Annotated in this window: 9 protein-coding genes; 4 read left to right on the top strand and 5 right to left on the bottom strand. The window is 47.2% G+C overall.

All coding sequences use genetic code 11. The annotated features are described in order from the left end of the window. Window positions 1–203: 203 nt before the first annotated feature. From gluQRS to sfsA, 3 genes are all read right to left on the bottom strand, one after another. Window positions 204–1,088 carry a tRNA glutamyl-Q(34) synthetase GluQRS gene (gene gluQRS / locus FE392_RS04875; RefSeq protein WP_319929105.1) on the bottom strand — a complete coding sequence of 295 codons (885 nt, stop codon included), beginning with the start codon at window positions 1,086–1,088 and terminating at the stop codon, window positions 204–206. Between the two features lie 99 nt (window positions 1,089–1,187). Beyond that, window positions 1,188–1,643 carry an RNA polymerase-binding protein DksA gene (gene dksA, locus FE392_RS04870; protein ID WP_047963537.1) on the bottom strand — a complete coding sequence of 152 codons (456 nt, stop codon included), beginning with the start codon at window positions 1,641–1,643 and terminating at the stop codon, window positions 1,188–1,190. Between the two features lie 196 nt (window positions 1,644–1,839). Continuing rightward, entirely contained in the window at window positions 1,840–2,550 is a 711-nt protein-coding gene (gene sfsA / locus FE392_RS04865) for a DNA/RNA nuclease SfsA (protein ID WP_319929104.1), read from the bottom strand. Between the two features lie 152 nt (window positions 2,551–2,702). Here sfsA and hrpB point away from each other — a divergent pair, with 152 nt between their 5' ends. Continuing rightward, on the top strand, window positions 2,703–5,213 hold the full coding sequence (gene hrpB, locus FE392_RS04860; RefSeq protein ID WP_319929103.1) for an ATP-dependent helicase HrpB: 2,511 nt from the start codon (window positions 2,703–2,705) through the stop codon (window positions 5,211–5,213). Between the two features lie 101 nt (window positions 5,214–5,314). Beyond that, a complete protein-coding gene (gene mrcB / locus FE392_RS04855; RefSeq protein ID WP_319929102.1) occupies window positions 5,315–7,786 on the top strand; it encodes a bifunctional glycosyl transferase/transpeptidase in 2,472 nt (823 codons plus the stop codon). Between the two features lie 178 nt (window positions 7,787–7,964). Here the strand turns inward: mrcB and FE392_RS04850 are convergent, their stop codons facing one another. Then, window positions 7,965–21,977 (bottom strand): non-ribosomal peptide synthetase, encoded by a 14,013-nt coding sequence (locus FE392_RS04850; protein WP_319929101.1) that lies wholly within the window; start codon window positions 21,975–21,977, stop codon window positions 7,965–7,967. A 613-nt stretch (window positions 21,978–22,590) separates the two neighbouring features. Continuing rightward, window positions 22,591–23,349, bottom strand: coding sequence for an NAD-dependent epimerase/dehydratase family protein (locus tag FE392_RS04845; protein ID WP_319929100.1), 759 nt, complete (start codon window positions 23,347–23,349; stop codon window positions 22,591–22,593). 142 nt (window positions 23,350–23,491) lie between these two features. On the opposite strand from FE392_RS04845, the gene FE392_RS04840 reads away from it, so the two are divergent. Next, on the top strand, window positions 23,492–24,232 hold the full coding sequence (locus tag FE392_RS04840) for a sulfite exporter TauE/SafE family protein (protein ID WP_319929099.1): 741 nt from the start codon (window positions 23,492–23,494) through the stop codon (window positions 24,230–24,232). A 540-nt stretch (window positions 24,233–24,772) separates the two neighbouring features. Then, a complete protein-coding gene (locus FE392_RS04835; RefSeq protein WP_319929098.1) occupies window positions 24,773–25,537 on the top strand; it encodes an alpha/beta fold hydrolase in 765 nt (254 codons plus the stop codon). The last annotated feature ends 186 nt before the right edge of the window (window positions 25,538–25,723 follow it).

The following is a 25,723-nucleotide window of genomic DNA, read 5'->3' as shown; positions in this document are numbered from 1 at the left end:
CTGCCTGTGTGTTGGATTTCTCCCGGTTATCACGGGCCAACAGATTACGGCAGAAAGTTGCTACTCGGTTAAAAATGGTACACCTCGATAGTGACTAATCAATGAAAACAAAAAACAGCCGCCAATCATAACTTACTGGACATTTTTTGAGAATGCTTACAAAGCCAATAGAAACACTTTATTTAAATTAGCGATTATTCGCTTCACTCGTTATGTTTTTCAGGCAGAACTGCGTTTATATTCCAACCTGCGATTGCTTGCTGAAGTAATTGCTCAATAGTGAGATCTTGCCAGCCTGCAATTGTGGGTTGATTTAAAAATGATAACGCATCAATCAGCAATGGCCTCGGATCGCTCAGCGGGAGCGGCGGGGCATGATTTTGCTTGGAAAGTTTATTTCCCTCTTTATTCAGTACGAGAGGCAAATGCACATAATCCGGCGTTTTAAAACCCAATTGATTGTATAGAGAAATTTGACGAACGGTTGGTTCAATTAAGTCCGCTCCTCTGACAATCTCAGTGACGCCCTGATAGTTATCATCAACAACAACGACAAGATTATAGGCGAATAAGCCATCTTTGCGATGAATGATGAAATCTTCTTTCGCCATTTCCGTGGATACGGTGATATTACCTTGCAATTTATCGCGAAAGCCATAAACCGGATGGTGTTGTTTCAGGCGGATAGCTGCATTGTCTGCGCAGAGATGTAATTCCCGGCAGTAACCGTCATAAAAACCACCCAGTTGCTGAATGCGCTGGCGAGTGCAGGTGCAGTAATAACTTTTTCCTTGCTGCTGCAATTGGTCGAGAATGGCGCGGTAAGCATCATGTCGCTGAGATTGGTACAGTTCTTTATCATCCCAGTTGAGGCCATAGTGTTCAAGTGCCTTCAATATCCGGCTGGCAGCACCGGCAACTTCCCGGGGGGGATCTATGTCATCAATGCGCATCAGCCATTTTCCGTGGCAGGCACGTGCCTGTAGATAACTGCCCAGTGCAGTCACTAAAGAGCCGAAATGAAGATCACCTGAAGGAGACGGGGCAAATCGCCCGACATAGAGCGAGGAATGTTCAGATTGAGTCATATTGGAATTAATGTAGGGTGATACGGCGCCATTCAGCGCCGTACTTACCCCAATGTACTTATTATGTACTGTAACTATTCATGTATTTATACTATAAAATTAGCCAGCCATTTGCTTTTCGCGAATTTCGGCCAATGTTTTACAGTCAATACATAAATCGGCTGTAGGGCGAGCTTCCAAACGGCGGATGCCGATTTCAACCCCACAGGATTCACAATAGCCGAAGTCGTCCTCTTCGACTTTTTTCAGCGTTTTCTCGATCTTTTTGATCAATTTACGCTCACGATCCCGATTACGTAATTCAAGACTGAACTCTTCTTCTTGCGCCGCACGATCCACTGGATCAGGGAAGTTAGCTGCCTCATCTTGCATATGAGATACAGTACGGTCTACTTCATCCCTGAGTTGGTTACGCCACGCTTCCAGAATCAGCTTGAAATGCTCTAACTGGGCATCGTTCATGTATTCTTCGCCTGGCTTTTCCTGGTAAGGTTCTACCCCAGCGATGGCGAGAATGCTCAAGGACGAGGTTTTACGTTTTTGCCCTTCTTGCATAATGCTTCTCCTTACACTCGCACTATCAAATGACCCCCCCAACAGTAGGGGGGAAAAAATAGGCCGCTATAAATAGCAGATGACTGCGAGGTTGGCAATTGTTCCTGCCATTAGTTTTACAATGGTGTGAAGACAAACGTGTTTACTGTCTAAATATATTGCAAAACTAAGCTCTCCAGTATGTTCTGTTTACAAATTATCCCATTGATAAAAAAGGTAATTTGTCAATTAGAACCATCCCGTTTTCTGTCATGCTGGCCTTATAACAGATTACTTCGACCCCTGAATTGCATGCTTGTTCCAAAAGAAAAGCATAATCAGGATCAATATGTTTTGCTGCCGCAACCTGACTGATTCCAGAATGTAATACAGCAAATAACAGGACAGCACGCTGGCCTTGTTGTGCTATCAATGATAGCTCACGCAAATGTTTTTGCCCGCGAATAGTGACTGCATCCGGAAAATAGCCATAATTTTGCTGATATAATGTCACTGATTTAACTTCAATATAGCAGTTAACCTTTTGTTTTGACTGTAACAATAAATCTATGCGGCTTTTCTCTTTTCCATAACTCACTTCGCGGCTAATTTGCTCATAACCAGATAATTCCGAAATTGCATTTTTCTCAATAGCTTGATAAGCCAGCTCGTTAGCTCTGAGTGTATTTACGCAAATCCAATGGCCTTCTTGCGTCTGGGTCAGCTCCCAGCTATTCGGATACTTACGTTTGGGATTATCTGAAGTGGAATACCAAACCGTGTCTCCCGGCGTTGCACAGCCTGTCATTGCGCCAGTATTGGCACAGTGTATGGTCAGCGTTTCGCCTTCTGGCGTGAGGACATCCGCGAGAAAACGTTTATAACGCCGGATTAACGTGGCTGATTTCAGGGGCGGAGCAAATTGCATAAATTTTCCTCATAACCAGTGATCAATAGCATTAATTGATAAATAAAATGAAGCGCTCAACAGTTTCAATGAATTGAAATTCGATGAAATAAAATTGAAGGTGTCAATGCTACAATGGCACTTATTGAAAGTTAATTCATCATGGTGTTCTCTTGTTATTACCAAGTTATGACTCGTTACCTATTTACGATGTCGTCGAATCAGTCATCACTGAATTACAGGCATCAAAACAGGTGCTGCTGCATGCGCCAACAGGGGCAGGGAAATCCACCGGACTGCCATTGGCGATTTTACATCAGGCCCAGCTGCCCGGGCGCATTATTATGCTGGAACCCCGGCGCATTGCTGCCCGCAGTGTGGCTGAACGCCTTGCTGAGCAACTGAATGAACCCGTAGGTAAGACCGTGGGTTACCGTATGCGTTCGGAAACTAAAATCAGTGCCTCTACGCGCCTTGAAGTAGTGACGGAAGGGATCCTGACTCGCATGCTCCAGCAAGATCCTGAATTGGGCGATGTCTCTCTTGTCATTCTTGATGAATTCCATGAACGCAGTTTGCAGGCTGATCTTGCGTTGGCCCTGCTGCTGGAAGTTCAGGAAGGGTTGCGTGATGATTTGCGTATTTTGGTCATGTCAGCAACGTTGGATAACCAACGCCTTTCTGCATTATTGCCGGATGCTCCTGTCATTGTTTCAGAAGGGCGAAGCTATCCGGTAGCGAGGGAGTACCATCCACTTTCTCCCCATCAGCCTTTTGAACAGTCAGTTGCATCGGCAGTATTACGCCTGTTACAGCAAGAAACCGGCTCGCTGTTACTGTTTTTGCCCGGAGTGGGTGAAATTCAACGCGTGTTGTCACAGTTGGAAAGCAAAATCAATGATGACACATTATTGTGCCCGCTCTATGGCGCACTGTCATTGGCCGATCAGCGCAAGGCAATAGCGCCTGCCCCTGCGGGCATGCGTAAAGTGGTGCTGGCAACAAACATTGCAGAAACCAGCCTGACAATTGAAGGGATCCGTTTAGTGATCGATAGCGGGCTTGAGCGCACCAGCCGGTTTGAGCCGAAAAACGGGTTGACCCGTTTGATAACCCAACGCATCAGTCAAGCATCAATGGTTCAGCGAGCGGGGCGTGCCGGGCGATTGGAAGCGGGTGTCTGCTGGCATTTGTTCAGTCAGGAACAGGCGGAAAGAGCGGCGGAGCACAGTGAACCGGAAATTCTGAATGCCGATTTAAGCAGTTTGCTGCTCTCTTTGTTGCAGTGGGGATGCCGTGACAGTGCCCAGCTCCACTGGTTGGATAATCCGCCGCAACCTGCATTGGCAGTTGCACAGTCCTTACTGTTGAAATTGGGGGCACTGGATGACAAACAACAATTGACAGCCCGTGGTTGGCAGATGGCTGAATTTGGCAGCGATCCGCGTCTGGCGGCAATTTTATGTGCCGCCAGGGAACATGCGGCGAAAGAAAAAGATAGTACAGCGCTGGCAACAGCCGCGAAATTGGTCGCTATTTTGGAAGAGCCACCGCGTCGTGGTCAGCCAGATTTGACGCACTGGATGACAATAAACCAGCGCCATTGGCAACAACGGGCAAACCAACTCATCAGGAATATTATCTCGCAAGGTGAACGTCAGCGTATGGGTAATAAGTACCTTGATAATAGAAATGAAGAAATCAATCCTGATCTTATTCCTGAATTATTGGTACAGGGATTTCCCGATCGAATTGCTAAAAACCGTGATAATCTTGGGCGTTTCCAGTTAGCCAATGGGTTGGGAGTGGCACTGGAACGTGAAGAGCCGCTGTCTGCGGAGGCGTGGTTGATAGCGCCTTCATTGCAACAAGGAAGCAAACAGCCTGATGCCCGAGTCTTGCTTGCCTGCCCATTGAATATCGAGCAAACCATACGCCAATACCCGCTTTTGTTTACTGAACATACTGCAATAGAGTGGGATGATAACAAGGGATCACTGCGGGCATGGCGACGCTTGCAATGCGGGCGTTTGATAGTCAAGGCCCAGCCTCTGGCAAAACCGTCGGAAGCAGAATTGCAGGAAGCGTTGCTGAATTGGGTTCGGCAAGAAGGGTTATCGGCATTGAACTGGTCATCGGAAGCCTTGCAGTTACGCATTCGTCTGGAAAAGGCGACAGAATGGCTGCCTGAAATCGATTGGCCGCCGGTTGATGATGAAGCCTTGCTCAATACCCTTGAGCAGTGGCTGCTTCCTGCCCTGAAAGGTGTCAGCAATTTGAAGGGGTTGCGCCAGATAGAACTATCCTCTTGCCTGATTGGTTTACTGGATTGGCAGCAACGGCAGATACTGGATAATGAATTGCCTACTAATTACACTGTGCCGACAGGAAGCCGGGTTGCCATTCAATATTTTAAAGATAAGCCACCTGTATTGTCAGTCAGAATGCAGGAAATGTATGGTGAGCGGCAAAATCCGGTACTGGCGAAGGGGCGGATCCCGGTGGTGGTTGAATTACTGTCTCCGGCCCATCGCCCATTGCAGATCACGCAAGATCTTGCTGCATTCTGGCACGGAGCTTACCGCGAGGTACAAAAAGAGATGAAAGGGCGCTATCCCAAACACTTATGGCCGGATGATCCTGCCAACACGGCACCGACAAGACGTGTGAAAAAATATTTGTAATCACTTTTGGATTTATGTTTCTGTATTCATATAGCAGTACTTAATGATGGAGTGATTGAATAGAAAAGAACGCATTGAATAAAAACAATGGAGAATTCGGTATGTCTGATGAAGATCGTCAGCCAATCGGACGTAAGGGCGAAAAATCAAAGCGGCGTCGTGAGCGAGCATCAAAAAATCGCGTTCGGCGGGATGACTATGATGATTATGAAAATGATGACGACGACGATGAGGATGAAGTCATGACCAAAAAAGGGAAGAAGTCCCATTCAGCCAAGACTCGGGCACCAAAGAAGAAAAAGCGCTGGTTTTTGTGGCTGCTGCTAAAAATCTTTATTGTGCTGGCGGTGCTGGTTGTTATTTATGGCTTCTATCTGGATAACAAAATTCGCCAACGCATTGACGGAAAAGTCTGGGACTTGCCGGCTGCGGTATATGGCAGGATGGTTAATCTTGAACCGGGCATGAACTACAGTAAAGGTGAAATGGTTCACTTGCTGGAGGGAATGCAATACCGGAAGGTAACAAAAGCTACGCGGGCTGGTGAATTCGTTGTCAGGGGAAACAGCATTGAAATGCTGCGTCGCCCGTTTGATTTCCCGGATGGGAAGGAAGGTCAGATTCAGGCTCGCCTCACTTTTGATAACAACCATCTTTCCAGCATCGAAAATATGGAGAACCGGCGTCAGTTTGGCTTTTTCCGCCTCGATCCGAAATTGATCACCATGATGCAATCGCCGAATGGCGAACAGCGCCTGTTTGTTCCGCGTTCGGGTTTTCCTGACTTACTGGTTCAGACTTTGCTGGAAACAGAAGATCGCTACTTCTATGAACATGGTGGGGTCAGGCCACTGTCCATCGCCCGGGCTGTATTGGCCAATCTGACAGCAGGGCATGCGGTGCAGGGAGGCAGTACCCTGACGCAGCAATTGGTGAAAAACCTGTTCCTTTCCAATGAAAGAACCTTGAGCCGCAAGGCAAATGAAGCGCTCATGGCATTGCTGATGGATGCCCGTTACAGTAAAGACCGTATCCTTGAGCTGTATCTGAACGAAGTTTACTTGGGGCAAAGTGGTGACGAGCAGATCCGTGGCTTCCCGCTGGCGAGCTTGTACTATTTTGGTCGCCCGATAGAAGAGCTGAGTTTGGATCAACAGGCTTTGCTGGTTGGCATGGTGAAAGGCGCGTCGTTGTATAACCCGTGGCGTAACCCCAAACTTGCCCTTGAACGCCGCAACGTTGTATTGAAAATCCTCCAGAACCGTCAAGTTATCGATCAAGAACTGTATGACATGCTGAGTGCCCGCCCATTGGGGGTTAAACCCAAAAGTGGGGTAATCGCGCCACAACCTGCCTTTATGCAGTTGGTGCGTCAGGAATTGCAGGAAAAATTAGGCGATAAAATTAACGACCTTTCCGGCGTGAAAATTTTCACCACCCTAGATCCGGTATCTCAGGATGCAGCAGAGAAATCGGTGGAAGAGGGCGTCGCAGCTTTACGTAAAACCCGCAATATCAAAGATCTGGAAGGGGCCATGGTTGTTGTCGATCGCTTCAGTGGTGAAGTTCGTGCGATGGTAGGGGGAGCCCAGCCGCAATATGCCGGCTTTAACCGCGCACTGAATGCCCGTCGCTTGATTGGATCGCTGGCGAAACCTGCGACTTATTTGACGGCATTGAGCGAGCCGGATAAATACCGTTTGAATACCTGGCTGGCAGACGAGCCCATTTCAATTCCTATCGCGGGAGGGGCGCCTTGGTCACCGAAGAACTTTAGCCGTACTTTCAGCGGGCGGGTGATGTTGATTGATGCACTGGCACGTTCGATGAATGTACCAACCGTGAATTTGGGCATGGATGTTGGATTGGATCGCATTACCAATACGTTAGTGTCTTTGGGCATCCCAGCGCAAGAGATCCAGAAGGTTCCCGCCATGTTGCTGGGGGCGGTTAACCTGACACCTATGGAGATGGCGCAGGAGTTTCAGACCATCGCCAGCGGTGGTAACAAGGCAAACCTTTCAGCAGTGCGCTCTATCATGTCTGAAGACGGTACAGTGATATACCAGAGCTATCCACAAGCTGAGCGAATGGTGCCACCGCAAGCCGCTTATCTGACGTTATACGGTATGCAGCAGGTCGTGGTACAAGGCACTGGGCGTTCACTGACCGGGAAATACGGCAAATTAAATTTGGCCGGAAAAACCGGGACAACCAATGACCTGCGTGATAGTTGGTTTGCGGGGATTGATGGTAAAGAAGTTGCGATTGTGTGGACTGGCCGTGATAACAATGGGCCGACCAAATTGACGGGCGCAACAGGTGCGCTGACGATTTACCGCCGTTATTTGGACAACGAAACACCTCTGACACTGAATAACCGTCCACCGGAAGGTATTGTGGATATGTCAGTCAATGAAGATGGCAGCTTCAACTGTACGGGAACAGGCATCAGAACACTGCCTGTCTGGACCGATGATCCACAGGCCTTGTGTCAGCAATCTGTGCAACAGCCGATAGAGGAGAATGAAGAAGAAGCTCCGGGTTGGCTGCGCGAGATGTTCGGTCAGTGATTATCGCAATAAAATAACTATCGCAATAAAATGCCACTCCCCAGCGCAATCGGCTGGGGAGTGTATTTTTATCTGATTTCCTTTTACCTCATCTTCCTTCCTTGAACTCATTTTTCATCACCCGGTTTTCCGTGAATTAACGGCAATAACTTAACGGTAATGGCTCTGCACGGTTTCATCAATCATCAAGAGCCGTTTTCTGGCATGAAGAAACTATGCTCGCGATGGAATCAGCCACGTGGTTGAGTAAAGGCGATTGCATAATCGAGTAATGTGTTCCGCCAATGGGATGGATAACAGAAGAATCCCCCACAATTCCCTGCCAGCCCCGCCACTCGTTTCTCTCAAATAACCCGTCAGCGGTATAGAGATGGATGGGTAACGATGAGGCTGGTGGAACATAAGCAGTATTGAGCTGTACTAAAAATTCAGCAGTATATGAGCGCAGGAGAAAATCAGCCTGTGTCATCTCTACAGGCAAACAAGTATGCTCAATATATCGATTCAAAAATTGCTTTCCTCCATCAAAATGGAATTTTTGCTCGTTCAGCAAACAGGGATTGACCGAGTCGATCATACCCAGAAATGCAACTTCTTCCGCATCATTGATTAACTGCTGGGCAATTTCATAGGCAATAACACCTCCCATAGACCACCCCGCCAAATGATAAGGCCCGTGGGGCTGAACACGACGAATTGCCTTAATATGATAAGCGGCCAGCGCTTCAATGGAGGCAGGCGGCTTGGGAAGAGCATGAAGGCCAAGCGCCTGTAAGGCGTAAACAGGCAGCTCAGAAGGAAGCAAAGTCGCCAAAGAAGAGTAAACCAGCGGATCACCGGAAGGTTCATGGACGAGAAACAGCGGCGGTAAGTCCCCGGACGGGCTTAATGGCACGAGGCTAGTATCAAGAAGCGCGGAAGGTGAAAATGACGCTTTACTCACGGCGAGAGCCAGCTCATGCAGAGTGGGATGAGCTAACAAGGTTGCCAGTGGAATTTCCATGTTCTGTTCACGCATACGTGCCAGTAATTGCATGGCTACCAACGAATGCCCGCCAAGTTCAAAGAAATTGTCATAGCGCCCCACACTGTCCATCTTCAGCAGTTTTTGCCAGATCCGCGCCAATGCCGTTTCGGTTTTTCCGCTGGGTGCTTCATAGGGCTGTATCACGCTGGCGGATTTATCCGGCATGGGCAATGCTTGGCGATCCAGTTTGCCATGCGGCGTCAGGGGAAAGGCATCAAGTACGACGAAAGCACTGGGGATCATGTAGTCAGCAAGCTGTTTGGCGAGCTGTCGACGTAAATCAGCGGGATTTAATTGAGCATTCTGTTCGGCGATTATGTAGGCGACCAGATGTTTCTGTAGCCCTTCGTTTATGCGAGCCAGCACAACTGCTTCATGCACCCCGTCGCACCGATTAAGGTAGGCTTCAATCTCTCCGGGTTCGATCCGGAAGCCACGTAGCTTAATTTGAAAATCATTGCGGCCGGCATACTCGATATTGCCGTCAGGTAGCCAGCACCCTAGATCACCCGTTTTATACATACGGACTCCGGGTTCAGAAGAGAAGGGATCGGCAATAAAGCGTTCTACCGTCAATTCAGGATGATTCAGATAGCCACGGGCAACACCGATACCGGCAATATAGATCTCGCCGGTCACCCCTATGGGTACAGGCTGTCCGTACGAATCAAGGATATAAATCCGGGTATTGGCAATGGGGCGGCCAATGGGGATCGATCGTTTAACATCAATGGGATCATTAATGGTGTAAGTGGTGGCAAATGTCGTGGTTTCCGTCGGGCCATAGCCGTTAATCAGGTGTGCAGGCTGGGAGGGCAGAGACTGCATATGCCGGATTTTGCTTGGATCAAGGGTGTCACCGCCAATAATCAAATAGCGTAATTGCGGATACAGAGGTTCGAGGTAATCAAGATATTCATTGAACAACCCAACCGTTAACCAAAGTGCGGTTGTTCCCTCTCCTCGCAGGGATTCGCAGAGACGGGCCGGATCAAGCAAAACAGATTGAGGAACCACATGCAGGTGCCCGCCGTTGAGCAGGGTTGACCAAATTTCCCAAGTCGATGCATCAAAAGCAATATTGGCACAATGTGCCACACAGTCATCCGGGCCAATATCCGCAAACCCATTATTGATAGCCAGACGAAGGACACTGCGGTGTTCAACCATCACGCCTTTGGGCTGCCCGGTTGAGCCGGAGGTGTAGATCACACAGGCGAGATTGCATGAAGTCAGTTCTGATGCATGAGGGGCAGGGTTATGGGTGGGCTGGGTTGCCAGAAACTCTGCGTCTGTATCGATATATACCACTTGAGTGGTACTTTTTATTCTACAGGCATGGATTGATTGCATCAGTATGGCAACGGGAGCGGCATCTTCTAGCATGTAGGCGAGCCGCTCGGCCGGATATGTGGGGTCGAGCGGCACATAGGCACCGCCTGCCTTGAGAATGGCGAGCAGGCCTATTATCCATTCTGGACTGCGTTCGGCGCAGATGACAACGCGGTTATCAGGGCGTACCCCCAGCGCTATCAGATGGTGAGCCAGACGGTTGGCACGGCGGTTCAGCTCAGCATAACTTAACGCGTAATCATTGAATGAGTCATCTCTAAAGCAAATGGCTGTGGCATCTGGTGTACGTTGTACCTGAGATTCGAATTGTGTGTGGATTAAATCCGCCTGTGGAATTTCACTGGGTGTGTCATTGAATGCCGTGCTGAACTCTTCCACTAATTGCTGATATTCCGCAGCAGGCAGGATAGGAATACTCATAATGGCTCTTTGTGGCGCAGTTTCCAGCGCTTCAACCAATCCAGTCAAGGCCGTGATGGCGTAAGCGTGCAGTCTCGCCGGATCAATATCTTGTACAGTCTGCATCACCAGTTGAAATGCTTCACCGAAATCATCCACGGTGAAAGTAAGAGGATAATTTGTTCTTTCCTTTGCTGCCGTTTTTATCAGGCGCATGCCTTCCCACGTCAGACGGATATTTTCCGGCTGGCTATGGCGATAGTTGAGGAGCGCACTGAAAAGCGGCAGCGGTGGAATGATGCCACTGCAACGTTGCGCCAAGACGAGCGGAGCCTGTTCGTGTTCAAGCAAGGCCGTCAAATTGCGATGGGTTGCCTGAACCGCACTGTGGACATCAAGCCCGGTCAGTGAAATCCGCAAAGGCAGGGTATTGAGAAACAAACCCAATGTGCGCCCAGTACCGACATCTCCCTGCATGCGCCCCAACAAAACAGTGCCGAAAACCACATCATCCTGTCCGCTGAGTTTGGCCAGCACTTGTGCCCAAGCAACATGAAACAGGATGCTGGGGCTGACTCCCTGACGGCGGGCTTGTGTACGGATAGCTTGTGCTAACGTTGCATCAAGTGGCTGCCTGACTTCTGATACGGCTCTTCCTTCAGTATGGATATCCACAATGCCGAAAGGTGCGGTAGGTGTTTCGACATCACTGAGTATCTGATTAAAGTAAGTTTCGTGAACGGCAGCCGGCACACTCAGGGATTGAGCAACAAAATTCCGATAGGGCAGCGCGGGAGGCAGGCGTTTTGTGGGGTGAGATTTGCAGTGATAGGGTAAAAGCGCATGAATTTCAGCCAATAGCCGTTCCATCGCCATGTGATCATTGATTAAGTGATGGAAAGATAAGGACAGCAGCCATTCTTGCTGGTGGGGATCGTGGGCAATCTCTGCCGCAAAAAGTGGAGCCTGGTTCAGATCGAGGCGGCGTTGTTGCGGATCCGTGTGAGCCAGAAGCTGTGAGCGTATATCGTTGCCGCCACTTGTTACAGTGAGGTTAGTCGGCATAAAGGTATTGATGTGCAACGGAGCCTGCCGCCAGACAACCTGTACGGGTTGGGATAATCCTTGCCAATAGAAAGCGGTACGCAAGATATCGTGGCGGTCAATCACGCACTGTAACGCGACCAGAAAAGCATCAAGGCGTTGACGGGAATCAAAAGCAAGTAAATGGCGCAGCAAATAAATATCGCCTTGTGTTTGCAATTGATGATGGAACAACATGCCTTCCTGCAACGGGGCAAGCGGGTAGATATCCTGAATATTGGCGGCTCCTTTGGGGATGGCAGCAGCAATAGTATCAATTTCATCTTGGGACAGATTTATCAGGGGCAGCATCTCGGGAGTGATCGCGGTGCAATCCTCGGGGATAAGGTTCGGGGGAACCGTGAATGATGCTGTGTCCCTTTGTTCTGTCAGGATCATTCTCGCGATGTCTGCCAACACTGGAGTAGTAAACACATCGCGGAGAGCAATGTGCCAACCGCGGGCGCGTAACTGTTCGATCAAACTCATGACCATCAAGGAGTGTCCGCCAAGTTCAAAGAAATGATCATGTCGCCCCACTTGTTCCACTCCCAGAAGTTCCCGCCAGATTTGCGCTAATGTGGCTTCTATCTCTCCGTTAGGCGCTTCATAGCCGTGTGTCACAATCGCGGCTTGATCTGGGGCCGGGAGGGCTTGCCTGTCGAGTTTGCCATTGGGTGTGAGAGGAAAGCTATCAAGGATGACAAAAGCACTGGGGATCATATAGTCAGCAAGCTGATGTGAGAGCTGTTGGCGCAATGTAGCGGGTATCGAACCTTTCTCCGGTTCTGCCGATAGATTCGTTTCCATCAGCAAATAGGCAACCAATTGTTTCTGGCCATTTTCATCGTCGCGGGCAATCACCCGCGCTTCACGCACACCGTGGCATCGGGTAAGGCAAACCTCGATTTCCCCGGGTTCAATGCGAAAACCACGCAATTTGACCTGAAAATCATTGCGTCCGGCATATTCAATATTACCGTCAGCCAGCCAGCAGCCGAGATCGCCGCTTTTGTACATGCGCGCCTCGCCGTCTTTGGAGAACGGATCAGGCAAGAAACGTTCTGCTGTCAGTTCAGGTTGATTCAAATAACCACGGGAAACTCCGCTGCCTGCAATGTGTATTTCGCCAACGACACCGAGCGGGGTTGGATGCCCTTGCGAGTCAAGGATATAAATCTGCGTGTTGGCAATCGGGCGGCCAATAGGAATTGAACGCGTCATATCAATCGGAAAGGTAATTTCATACATGGCAGCAAAAGTTGTAGTTTCTGTTGGGCCATAAGCATTAATTACATGTGTCGTTGGTGAGCCTGCGGATCGTAGTTGCTGAATTTTTCTGGGCTCAAGGACTTCGCCACCGACAATCAGGTAACGCAATTGACTAAACAGGGGCGTCAGGGTTTCAAGGTACTCATTGAACAAGCCAGTCGTCAACCAGAGCGCGCTGACTTGTCCCTTGACCAGCGATTCACAAAAATGAATCGGATCGAGCAGCACATCTTGTGGAACGATATGCAAACGTGCGCCATGAAGCAGGGCTGCCCATATTTCCCATGTGGTTGCATCGAACGAAACGTTGGCACAATGGGCAATGCAATCATTGTTACCGATGGAGGAAAAACCATTATTGGTAATGAGGCTGAGTATATTCCGGTGCTCGACCATCACCCCTTTAGGTCGTCCCGTAGAGCCAGAGGTATAAACCACATAGGCAAGATGATGGGAAGACAGGCTTACGGCCTGCGGATCGGGATTATGTTCAGGATACTGATATTCAGCAGGATGGTGATCGGAGTCATGTCCGGAGACTGATTCAGGGATATCGAGAACCAGTGTTGGAATATCAGCTATTGTGCTTGCCAGCGTGTCTGGCAAGGCTGTTTGGATCAGTATGGCAACGGGCTGTGCATCGGTAAGCATATAGGCCAGTCGTTCGACCGGATAGTTTGGCGAAAGCGGAACATAGGCACCACCGGCTTTCAGAATAGCCAGCAATCCCACGACCATTTCTGGGCTGCGTTCCGCACAGATAGCCACGCGATCATCAGGACGTACACCCAGCGCCATCAGATGGTGGGCCAGTCGATTGGCGCGGCGATTGAGTTTGTCATAGCTTATGGATTGCGTTTCAAAAACTAAGGCAATGGCATCCGGCGTGCGTTGCACTTGATCTTCAAACAGTTGGTGCACCAAGGCGTGTAGGGGATAATCGGTTTGTGTGGCATTGAAATCGACGGTTAATTGCTGATATTCCGCTGGTGGCAAAATAGAAATATCGCTGATCCATTGCTGAGGATTATTTTTCAATGCATCAACAAGTCTGGTCAGCGCCGTGATCATGTAGGTGCTCAGGCGAATCGGATCAATGTCCGGGACGGCCTGAACAACCAAACCGAAATCATCATCAAAATCATCAATGGATAAAGCGATGGGATAGTTAGTTCTCTCTTGTATCTGCAAGAGCCGTATGCCTTCCCATACTTCATGGATTTCTTTCGTCTGGCTGTGGCGATAGTTGAGCAATGTGCTGAATAGCGGCAAAGGTGGTTCCACACCGCTACAGCCCTGTGCCAGAGAGAGCGGGGCTTGCTCGTGCTCCATCAACGTTGGCAGAGTATGATAGGTCGCTTGCACAACGGTGTGTACACTATGGTTTGCCAATGAAATTCGGATAGGAAGTGTATTGATGAACAAACCCATCACATGTTCCATGTTGATATTGCCTTTCATCCGCCCCAGCAAAACGGTGCCGAAGACGACATCGTCTTGCCCGCTGGTTTTTGCCAACACTTGAGCCCATGCAACATGGAACAGCACACTGGGATTGACACCTTGACGGCGTGCCTGAGTGCGGATAGCCCGGGAAAGTGCCGCATCGAGTCGCTGCCTGTGCTCTTTCACCTGATTGTCATTGCGCACATCCATGATCCCAAAGGGAGCTGTGGGGGTCTCAACATCGGCAAGCATTTCGCGGAAATAAGCCTCATGCTCAGAAGCAGGCACGTTGAGCGTCTGGGCAATAAATTGGCGGTAGGGAAGAGGGGTAGACAATTCGGGTAAGTGGTCAGAATGCCTGTTTTTGTCATGATGTTGCAGTATTTTTCTGATTTCATGAATGAGAACTCTCAGCGTCATGTTATCGCTGATCAGGTGGTGGAAACTCAGCGCCAACAGCCATTCATTTTTCTGTGTGTCATGAGCTATGTCGGCAGCAAAAAGCGGCGCTTGGGTGATATCAAGCCGACGTTGCTGTGGGTCAGTATATGCCAGCAGTTGAGAGGGGATATCCTGCGTGCCGACTGGCTTAAAAGTATCAACCCGCAACAGGGCATGACGCCAGACAACCTGCACTGGCTGCGGCAGTTGTTGCCAGCAGAAGGCCGTACGCAAGATATCATGGCGATCAATCACCTGCTGCAAGGCGGCGAGAAAGGCTTCAAGGCGTGATTGAGAATCGAAGGCAAACAGATTGCGCAGTAAATATATATCCCCTTGTGTTTGCAGCAGATGATGGAACAAGATGCCTTCCTGCAAGGGCGCGAGCGGGTAGATATCCTGAATATTGGCGGCGTCATCAGAAAGGGTGCTGGTGATGGTATCAATTTCACTCTGGGATAAGGTGACTAAAGTCAACATCTCCGGCGTGATCTTGTTACAACGGTCAGGGATGCGATTCGGAGGTGTCGTGAATGCCCCATTCTCATGCTGTATCGCCAATAACTGCGTTGCCATATCAGCCAAGATCGGTGCCGTGAACACCGTGCGTAGATCCAGTGTCCAGCCTCTCATGCGCAATTGCTCGATCATGCTGACGATCATCAGTGAATGGCCTCCAAGCTCAAAAAAGTGATCATGGCGGCTGATTCGGGGCAATCCCAGTAAAGTTTGCCAAACTTCTGCCAGCATCGTTTCCACTTCGCCCAATGGCGCGGCGTAATCTCGTGTCGCAAAAGCAGATTGATCCGGTACTGGTAACGCCTGCCGATCGAGTTTTCCGTTGGGGGTCAAAGGGAAATGATCGAGAATGACAAAGGCGCTGGGGATCATATAATCAGCAAGCTGCTGGGACAGCCTCTGACGCACTTCGGCCGGATCGGGTTTTGTTTCTGATTCAGTGAGCAGATAAGCGATCAGGCGTTTTTGGCCGATAGAATTCTGATGTGAAATATTATCATCGGGTTTGGAAAACGTTTCGTGAACAACCACTACCGCCTTACGTACACCGGGATATTGCTGTAATCTGGCTTCGATTTCACCCAGCTCAATCCGGAAACCGCGTAGCTTGACTTGAAAATCATTGCGTCCGAGGTATTCGATCGTACCGTCAGGCAACCAACGCCCCAAATCTCCGGTTTTATACATGCGGGCAGCGGGGTTATCGGCAAAAGGATCGGGCAAGAAGCGTTCTGCCGTCAGCTCTGGTTGTTTTAAATACCCACGGGCAACACCGGCACCGCCAATGTGCAACTCGCCTGCAACCCCTAATGGCGTCGGTTCTCCATTTGCATCAAGAACATAGATTTGAGTGTTGGCGATAGGGTGACCAATCGGTATGTTATCGACAAAACGACTCGGTTGATGGGTATCAAATATCGTACAGCCAACGACTGTCTCGGTTGGCCCATATTCGTTGATAATCTGTGATTCAGGTGAAAGTTCCCGCCAAAGCGCCACCGTTGAACTGGATAATGTTTCTCCCGCCACAACAAAACAGTGTCTGGGAAGATCGTAGTCAGGAGACTTTTGTTTTATCGCTTTGAATTCCTGCCCTATTGCGGCGAGATGGCTGGGGGTGATTTTAATCAGTGCACCGGCTTTCATTGCCAGCATGGCAGGGAGCAGATCAACCAGCTCCTGCCCATCGCGGAGCAGATGTACTTTGCCGCCACTCAATAGAGGCAGATACAGGCTGGTTACGGTGGCATCAAAAGCTATCGGTGATGAAACAATGCCATCTTGTTGTTGGTCGGTCAGGCCATAATCCAGTGCCCATAATAGGTAATTGCAGACACTGTGGTGTTCCACCATCACCCCTTTGGGCTGTCCGGTTGAACCGGACGTATAAATAACATAAGCCAAATGATGTGGCGTCAGTCCCAGAGCCTGAACATCTGGATTATGAAATGCGTGTCCGAGTTCAGAGGCGGGTAACGTTTCAATCAAGTCATCCAGCAAGATGGTGGGAATGGGGGTATCCCACGTTTCAATCAGTGAACTTTGAGTCAGCAACACGATCGGTTCAGCATCATTGAGCATATAAGCCAAACGTTCTTTGGGGTAGCTTGGATCAAGTGGAACATAGGCACTTCCGGCCTTGAGGATCGCTAATAATCCCACCATCATGATTAAACTGCGTTCAACACAAATAGCTACGCAATCATCAGGGCGTATTCCCAATCCGATTAAATGGTGAGCCAGATAATTGGCGCGGCGGTTAAGCTCGCTATAGCTTATTGATTGATCTTCAAAAGTGGCGGCAATGGCATCGGGGGTGCGCTGTACCTGTTCTTCAAAAAGTCGGTTAATCAGTAAGTGTTGCTGTAAACCAGCTTGTTGAAAATCATGCTGCTCGAAATAATGGGATGAAAAATCGGTCTGGTTGGCATTGAAATCGACCAATAATTGCTGGCGCTCAGTTGCGGGCAAGATCGGCAAATGAGCGATAAGCTGCATTTCATCGCGGGTCATTGCTGTCAGCACTTGCGTGAAATAACCCGCGATACGCTCAACCGTTGCCCGTTCAAACAGATCCAATGCATATTCCAGCGTACCGTGAAGCCCGTCTGCACTTTCTGTCAGTGATAGTTTTAAATCAAAGTGAATACTGTGATATGTCTGCTCAACTAATGAAACCGATAAATCCGGCAATTCAGGAGGTTGAATGGAGATATTGCCCAAATCCAGCATGACCTGAAAAATAGGGCTATAACTCAAACTGCGCTCAGGTTGCAATGCATCAACGAGCTGTTCAAAGGGCAAGTCCTGATGTGCAAACGCTGACAATACCCGTTCACGGACGTGGGTAAGCAATTCGGCTACCGTTTTGCCATGTTCCAGTTCAACACGCAGTGGCAAGGTATTGATGAAAAAGCCAATCAATTCTTCCAATTCACGCCGCGGGCGGTTGGCGACAGGCGTGCCAATAACAATATCGTTCTGACCACTGAGGCGAGCCAGCACGATGCTCCAAGCGGCCAGCAAGGTCATAAATAACGTCGCCTTTTGGCGCTGACCAAGTGTTTTGAGGGCAGCCAATGTGTTGGCATTGATGAAGATGGGGACATGGCTGCCGATATAGTGCTGTTCCGGCGAACGCGGTCGATCAGTTGTCAATGTCAGTAATGCAGGAGCACCCTGAAGCTGTTTTTGCCAAAAATCCCGCTGTGCCATCAGGATGTCATCCTGCAACCATTCACGTTGCCAGATAGCGTAGTGGGCGTACTGAACGGGCAAAGGTGACAGGGGATCAGCGTGTCCGGCAAGTTCAGCCCGATAGAGTGTACTTAGATCGCGGAGCAGTACCCTGACTGACCAGCCATCAGCGATAATATGGTGCTGAGTCAGGTTCAAGATATACTCTTCATCCGCCAATCTCAGCAATTGACCTCGGATTAGGGGCGCTTGGGCAAAATCAAACGGGGTTTGTGCATCGCGTTTTAGCTGTTCATTGAGGCGGTTCAGACGGGAAACATCGTCCAATTCCCTTAAGTCATGGTAAAGCAGGGGAAAATTGCTACATTCTGGGTCAATGTGCAGACAAGGCTGAGATCCATCCAGCACAAAATGGGTACGCAGACTTTCCTGTCGGGCGACAAGACGGTTCAGGGCGCAGGAAAGCGCAGGGAGATTTAATTTCCCATTGAGGCGCAGCACAAGCGGTATATGGTAAGCCAGACTGGCTGCGGGATTGAATTGCGCGAGGAACCACAGGCGCTGCTGGGCAAATGAGAGCGGCAAGGGTGGATGGTAGTCGGCAGTGGGAATAGCAATGGGGGGAACTATCGCTTCATCGGCCAGTATGCTGGCTAAACCTGCCAGAACCGGATGATCAAAAACCTGTTGTAAGGTTAGTTTCCGTGCCAACCTTTGGTTGACACGTGCCGCAAGCTGGACGGCTGATAAGGAATGACCACCTAATTCAAAGAAATGGTCATTGCGGCCCACTTTCTCTATGCCGAATAAGGTTTGCCAGATTTCCGCCAAAATAACTTCTATTTCATTGACTGGTGCGGCATAACTGCGTGTTACGGTGGCGCTTTGATCCGGTGCTGGCAGCGCCTGACGGTTAAGCTTGCCATTGGGAGTTAAAGGAAAGCGCTCAAGAATGACAAAAGCGCTCGGCAGCATGTATTCAACTAAATTCTGTGCGAGTTGTTGGTGTAATTCTATGGGATTCAGTGTTGCATGGGGTTGGGCGATCACATAAGCGACCAAGCGTTTTTGACCTGATATTCCTTCATCCGTGCTATCTTCTCGGGCAATAACTACGGCTTCATTGACACCGGAACACTGTACTAATCTCGCTTCAATTTCCCCCAATTCAATCCGGAATCCCCGCAATTTGACCTGAAAATCATCCCGGCCAAGGTATTCGATAGTACCATTTGGCAACCAGCGCCCCAAATCACCGGTTTTGTACATGCGCACTTCTGGCTTATCGGAGAATGGATCAGGCAGAAAGCGCAATGATGTGAGTTCGGGGCGGTTCAGGTAACCGCGACCGACACTCTCGCCGGCAAGATAAATTTCGCCGATGACGCCAATTGGGACAGGTTGATTTTGGCCGTGAAGAGGATCGCGGCGGTCAAGAATGTAGATTTGTGTATTGTCCAGTGGGTGACCAATATTGGGGATCGTCTGCGAGTTATCAATTAGGCAGGCACTGGAATTGACCGCACATTCAGTCAAGCCGTACATATTGATAAAACGGGGACGTTCTGAGCGTTGCAAGAGAGCCCAGATTGCCGGCGGGATGGCTTCTCCCCCGATCAGCGCCAGTCGGGGTTGATAGTCAGGATCAGAGATTAACCCCTCTCGCAGCAATCCGGTTAGCTGAGCTGGCGTGGAATCAAAAATATCAACAGCATGGTGAGCAAAATAGTGCCAGAGTGCTTTGCTGTCCTTACGCACAAACTCCGGCACAATGACCAAGGTATGGCCCGACAGCAATTGCAGCCAACATTCCACCGAGGCATCAAACACGATGCTGGCATTCAGGGTAATGCGGCAGGGATGTGCAGTGGCAAGGAGAGTTTTTAATGCCGTATGTAAGTTCATAGCATGGCGATGTTCAACCATGGCTCCTTTGGGCTGACCCGTAGAGCCTGACGTGTAGATGACATAGCATAAATGGTGTGAATTCAGACCTAAAACCTGAGGGGATGGATTGCTCTCAACACGGCTGTCATCAGCTTGGAAGGCGGGAGATGTAAGCACGTTTTCAATCTCTATAACCGCGAGGTGACAGGCTATGGGGATTTCACGGAACAAGTGATTGTGCAAATGTGTTTGAGTGAGCAATATCACGGGTGAGGCATCATCAAGAATATAGGCCAATCGTTCGGCCGGATAGTTCGGATCAAGCGGAACATAGGCACCGCCGGCTTTTAATATCCCAAATAACCCTGTGATCATATCCAGACTGCGCTCAACGCAAATTGCCACACGATCGTCAGGGTGTACTCCCTTGGCTATCAGCTCATGGGCCAGCCGATTGGCTCGCTGGTTGAGTTCACGATAACTGATAGTTTGCTCTTCAAAGATAAGCGCAGTGGCATCAGGGGTGCGTTGTACCTGCGCTTCAAACAATGAATGAATTAACGTGTCGTGCGGCAATTTCTGGTGTGTTGCTTTCAAATCACGGTGTGTTGTATTGAAACCCCACTGTGCCGCATTGAAATCGACCAGAATTCGTTGGCGTTCTTCTTGCGGTAAAATAGGCAGTTTGGCAACTGGCGTCTCCAGATCGAGCATGGCGGAATCTATCAGAACAGCAAATCGGGATTGGATAGCCCTGATTTCATCTTCGCTAAAGTAATCGGTGGAAAAACTGAACTCGACTGTTACAGGCTGATTGTCGGTATCACCATAGACTGTGTATTGGTTGATAATGACCGACAAAGGATAGGTAACCCCATGATGCACCTTGAATTCGTTGACGTATGTACCTTCTTTGTCCAGATGTAGATTAGGTTTGAATGGCTCAAATGACAGTACAACGTCAAATAATTGAGAGCGCCCTGTTTTTTGCTGAACACAAGTTTGTTGATTAATTTCAGCGATGGACACACGTTGGTGTTTATAACACTGGTGCAACTCTTCCGCCGCTTTGTGCATAACATCAAGGAATGTGTCTTCTGATGAAAGGGTTACGCCAATAGGAATAACAGACGCAAACATTCCCATGGTTATTTTTTGTCGCGCATTTTTACGGTTGTGTATCGGAGTGCCGATAACGATGTCATTCAGCCCTGTTGTCTTGCTGAAATAACAAGCTATTACCGCATACATAAAATGCAGAGTGGATAATCCCCGCTGAGCGACTGTTTTTTCGATAAGTTGAAAATATTGTTGATCTACTTGCCATATAATCGGTTTGGCTTGTATTGAATCTTTTGTTTTGTTGGATTTTATGGGCGTAAGTAAAGGAGGAGGAAGGATTTCATAACGTTTTAGCCAGAATTGTAAATCCTGTAGATAACGTTGGGATGTCAGGTAAGTTTGGTTATCCGCAATAAAATCAAGATAGGCAGGGGCAGTTTTATCCGGTTTTTCTTCCCTCAGCAAATGATTATAAGTATCTAATACTTCCTCTATAAGTTGCGACAGACTTGTACCATCCAGAATGATATGGTGGCAATAAAATAGCCAATAGTGGCGTTCGGGGTTCACATGTAATAATTCAGAGCACCACAAATTCTTATATAAGTTGAATTGGCGAATGAAACTGGCTTCAATATATTGTTTTGCTTGATATTCTGCATCGACATACTGTGAAAAATCATGAATATTAATGGTTGCAGGAAGTGAATGACTTACTGCCTGAACAGGGAAAGGTTGAGAATGCGTTAAATATAAACGCAGAGCCTCATGGCGATAAGCGACAATTTCAAAGGCTTGTATAAATAGAGATTGATTAAATTCACCATCAATACCGATAAAAAAACCAAGATTGTAATTGATGGCATCTGGATGGATGATTTGATCAAGCCAAATGATTTGCTGGGGTGAACTAAGCAAATGAGAATTCAAGGGAGATAGATTGTTGTCATTATCAATAATTGATGAAGTCTTTAGAGGGTGGTTATTGCTGCTATTGTATAACATTACCTATTATTCCTGTGTTTTCTGCATAGTATTTCAAAGGCGTATAGTATTTCAAAGTCAATCCATTAATTAATATTAATGAGTTGTCGACGACTTTCTTTGATTTTTATTTTTGATTTAAACTAAAAATAAATACCTGCGGTGTGTGTGGATTTATATGTAAATAAACATGGCGATGGTTATGAATTATCTTAATCAGGTTGCTTTATTATGTCGTATAATAAATTTTCATTAAAATGGCAGGATGAAATAATGTTTCATTTTGAGTGAAATATATCTTCCTGATTGTAGGTTGTAATTATGAAAGTAAATTTTTGTTATTCTTTTTGGTTATAATCGTTTTGTTTTTCACTGGTTGAATTAATTCAATATTGGCTATTTTATTTTGAATTGTAAATATTCCTATGTAATCAGAAATTTTAAGGAAAGAAATATTCATTAATTCGGAAAGTTAGATAAAGGCATGTTTAGACAACGAGAGTAAAGGGAATAATCGCAGCCAACAAGACTGCGATTTGAATGGTGGCAATAATAATTATAACGAAAACCTTTATCTAATAATTGGTTATTTTTTAATTAAATGAATACTCCCTTTTTTCACCGCACTGCGGGGTTATTTTTCTGGTGTATTCAAAAAATATTCATTCAGATCAAATGTGCTAAATGCATCATCTTGAGGTGAATAACCCAATACTTTTCGGGTTTGAGTGAGATCGAAACGTTTGAACCGATTGTTAGAAATACCGTGGGCGATAAAAAACGTAATTCCTTCCGCCTCAATGGCACAAGTGATCAAGTGAACCGCGTCTTCATAGCTTAGCCAGGCACTCAGGTCACGGGTGCTTTTCAACTCGTGATTTTCTTTGGGTTCGAAAGGCCCTATACGCAACGCTACGGAAGATAATCCTTGTTGAGTCGCTAAGTAAGAACACAGGGCTTCGCCATAACACTTTGTCACACCATACAGATTGGCAGGTGAAACAGCTATCCCATCGGGGATCTGTTTATCGACAGGATATCCTTCAATTGTTTGTGCGCTGCTGGCAAAGACAACGCGGCGGCATTGCGATTTGGCGGCGGCTTGCAGAAGGTAAGTTGTCGTTAAGATATTGGCTGGCAATAACTGCTCAAATTCTGCGTCCTGATGCGGAATACCCGCGAGATGAACAATATTCTCCATGCCAATGACGAGTTGCTCTGAAACAGACGGATCGGATAAATCAGCAGGGATAAAACGGTGGGGAGGCAAAACCGGATAATCAGGCGTCCTTTGATCGACAAGCGTAAAAACATAATGCTCTTGCATAGCGAGAAAAAAAACTCGCCCTATACGCCCGCTTGCACCGGTCAACAAAATAGTACGTTTTGACATTATTTTTCCCCAATTCTCTTTATGAACAAGGTTGAAGGTTGGATGTAATGCGCTCGATTAATCTTATGGGATTAAAAGATATTTTGATAGAGGAATTATTTATTATAAATTAAGTCAACGAACTGAATTAGAGGGTAGTATCTTGAATCTTCTCGTCTTATGCTTAGTTTTTATTACCGCAGCGTTATTACATGGAATTAGTGGCATAGGCTTCCCAATTGCCAGTACAACTTCATTAAGTCTGTTTATGCCATTGAAAGAGGCTGTGGTATTAGCCTTGTGGCCGACGTTATTAGTCAACGTTTTGAGTGTAATATCAGGCGGAAAGATAGGTAACATACTCTATAAATATGGTTTGTTGGCGTTATTCTCATTAATTGGCAGTTTTATCGGTGCCAAACTTTTATTTTTAATAAATCCCGCCTACTTACAGATCTTGCTGAGTGGTGTTATTGCATTTTACATTTTCACCAATATTCGCAGCAGCAATTTCCGCTTACCAGAAAATCCGATTGTTTTAGCATTTTTCGGTTTGGCGGCTGGTGTGATTGGTGGTGCAACCAATGCGATGTCACCTATCCTGATTATGTGTTTATTGACAATGAGCAATGATCGCCATGAAATTGCCCGCGCGGCAAATTTGTGTTTTTTGCTCGGGAAAATCAGTCAATTAATTGTATTGCGCAATGAAGCCTTCGAACTGTTCTCCTCGGATTATTTATGGCCGGTATTGATATTAACGGTGTTATCCCTGTTCTCTCTCTTTATTGGCACTCGCCTGAGAAAGCGCATCAGCCCACAACATTTCCGCTGGCTGGTGCTGATCCTGCTTGGGGTATTGGCTGTGATGTCGGCGGTTCAGGCGTTACGGGCTTTGGTGTGAGTTGTTTTCCAGACGTCGCGGATAGCCCGGTTACGGCGTCTGGAAAGATAAGGATTATCTCAGTTTTTCGAAGCGATGTGCTGCGGCTTCAACAGTACGATGGGTATTTTCATTAGCGTGAGTGATGGATATAAAATTCGTCCCAAACGTTAAATATCATGCTTTATACCATTTTGATAGCAGATAGCATATTTCTGCTGCGCTACAATCCATCATCTGTTGCATATGAAATTATGATAGATGAGAAATTAGTTATTTTTATTTAACTGAACTTTGATGGAATTGTTTTTTATTTTATTTTGTCATTTTTTATATTAAACCCGAGAGGGTTTACTATGTTATTCATTGTAATGAAACCTGCTTTCAAAGTGAAAATGATAACTGATGGATTCAAAATAGAGCACTATTTTGAATGGATTATAATTCATTTTCTTGAAGGCAAAATATCAAGCCTGACTGATAATGTTACGTTTTTATATATTATCGTAGCTTTAATGACGTTATGGTCAATTAAAAAGAATAGATGTTAAGGATTTCATTATGCTCTATGAAAAAAAAGGCTCTGGCCACCCCATTATATTTCTTCCTGGTTTGTTTGCTGGAGGATGGATATGGGATTTAATTATTGAAAGTGTGAATGAAAGAGGGTATTCAGCCATTGTATTTAAAGAACCTATTCCAGTTACTTTTGAAAAAAATCAAAAAACAATAATAAATGTGCTAGATGAAGTTATTGATACATGTGATGAACAGCCTTATTTAGTCGGCAATTCTCTTGGTGCACTTATTGCATTGCATTATTCTTCATTGAATATCTCTCGGGTAAAAGGGATCGTTATGAGCGGAGCACCTGGCCAGATTGAAAGTGAGGCAGGTGTATCTTTGAGTGAGCTGCGCACAGGGAATATTAAATATGCAAGCATGTTAATGGGAAATGTTTATTTTGATAAGAGTAAAGTTCCACAACGTGGAATAGATGAAATCTCACGTATTTTTAGCGATGACGAAATATTTAAAAGCATTGTGCGCTGGTTATCATTCAGTAGAAAATATGATGTGCCAAAAATACTCAGCGAAACAACCATTCCTATCCATTTTATCTGGGGTAAAGAAGATATCATCACACCTGTTGCACCTTGGCAGGGGCTGGCAAGCCAATTAAATCATGTTTCAATGTCTATTATTGATAATTGCGGGCATAGTCCAATGCTGGAAATGCCACAAGTCTTTGTGGAAACACTTTTCTCCCATATTGAACCCAACATTATGGGGGAGGAAAATTATCCATTATCTCAGAGTGCTTAACCCTAGCTTGGGAACATCAGCCAATTAATTGCATTGCGCAATGAAGCCTTCGAACTGTTCTCCTCAGACTATTTATGGCCGGTATTGATATTAACGGTGTTATCCCTGTTCTCTCTCTTTATCGGCACTCGCCTGAGAAAGCGCATCAGCCCACAACATTTCTGCTAGCTGGTGCTGATCCTGCTT

It is taken from the genome of Xenorhabdus santafensis (assembly GCF_033949405.1).
GTDB lineage: Bacteria > Pseudomonadota > Gammaproteobacteria > Enterobacterales > Enterobacteriaceae > Xenorhabdus > Xenorhabdus santafensis.
This window is presented reverse-complemented; position numbering and strand designations above follow the sequence as displayed.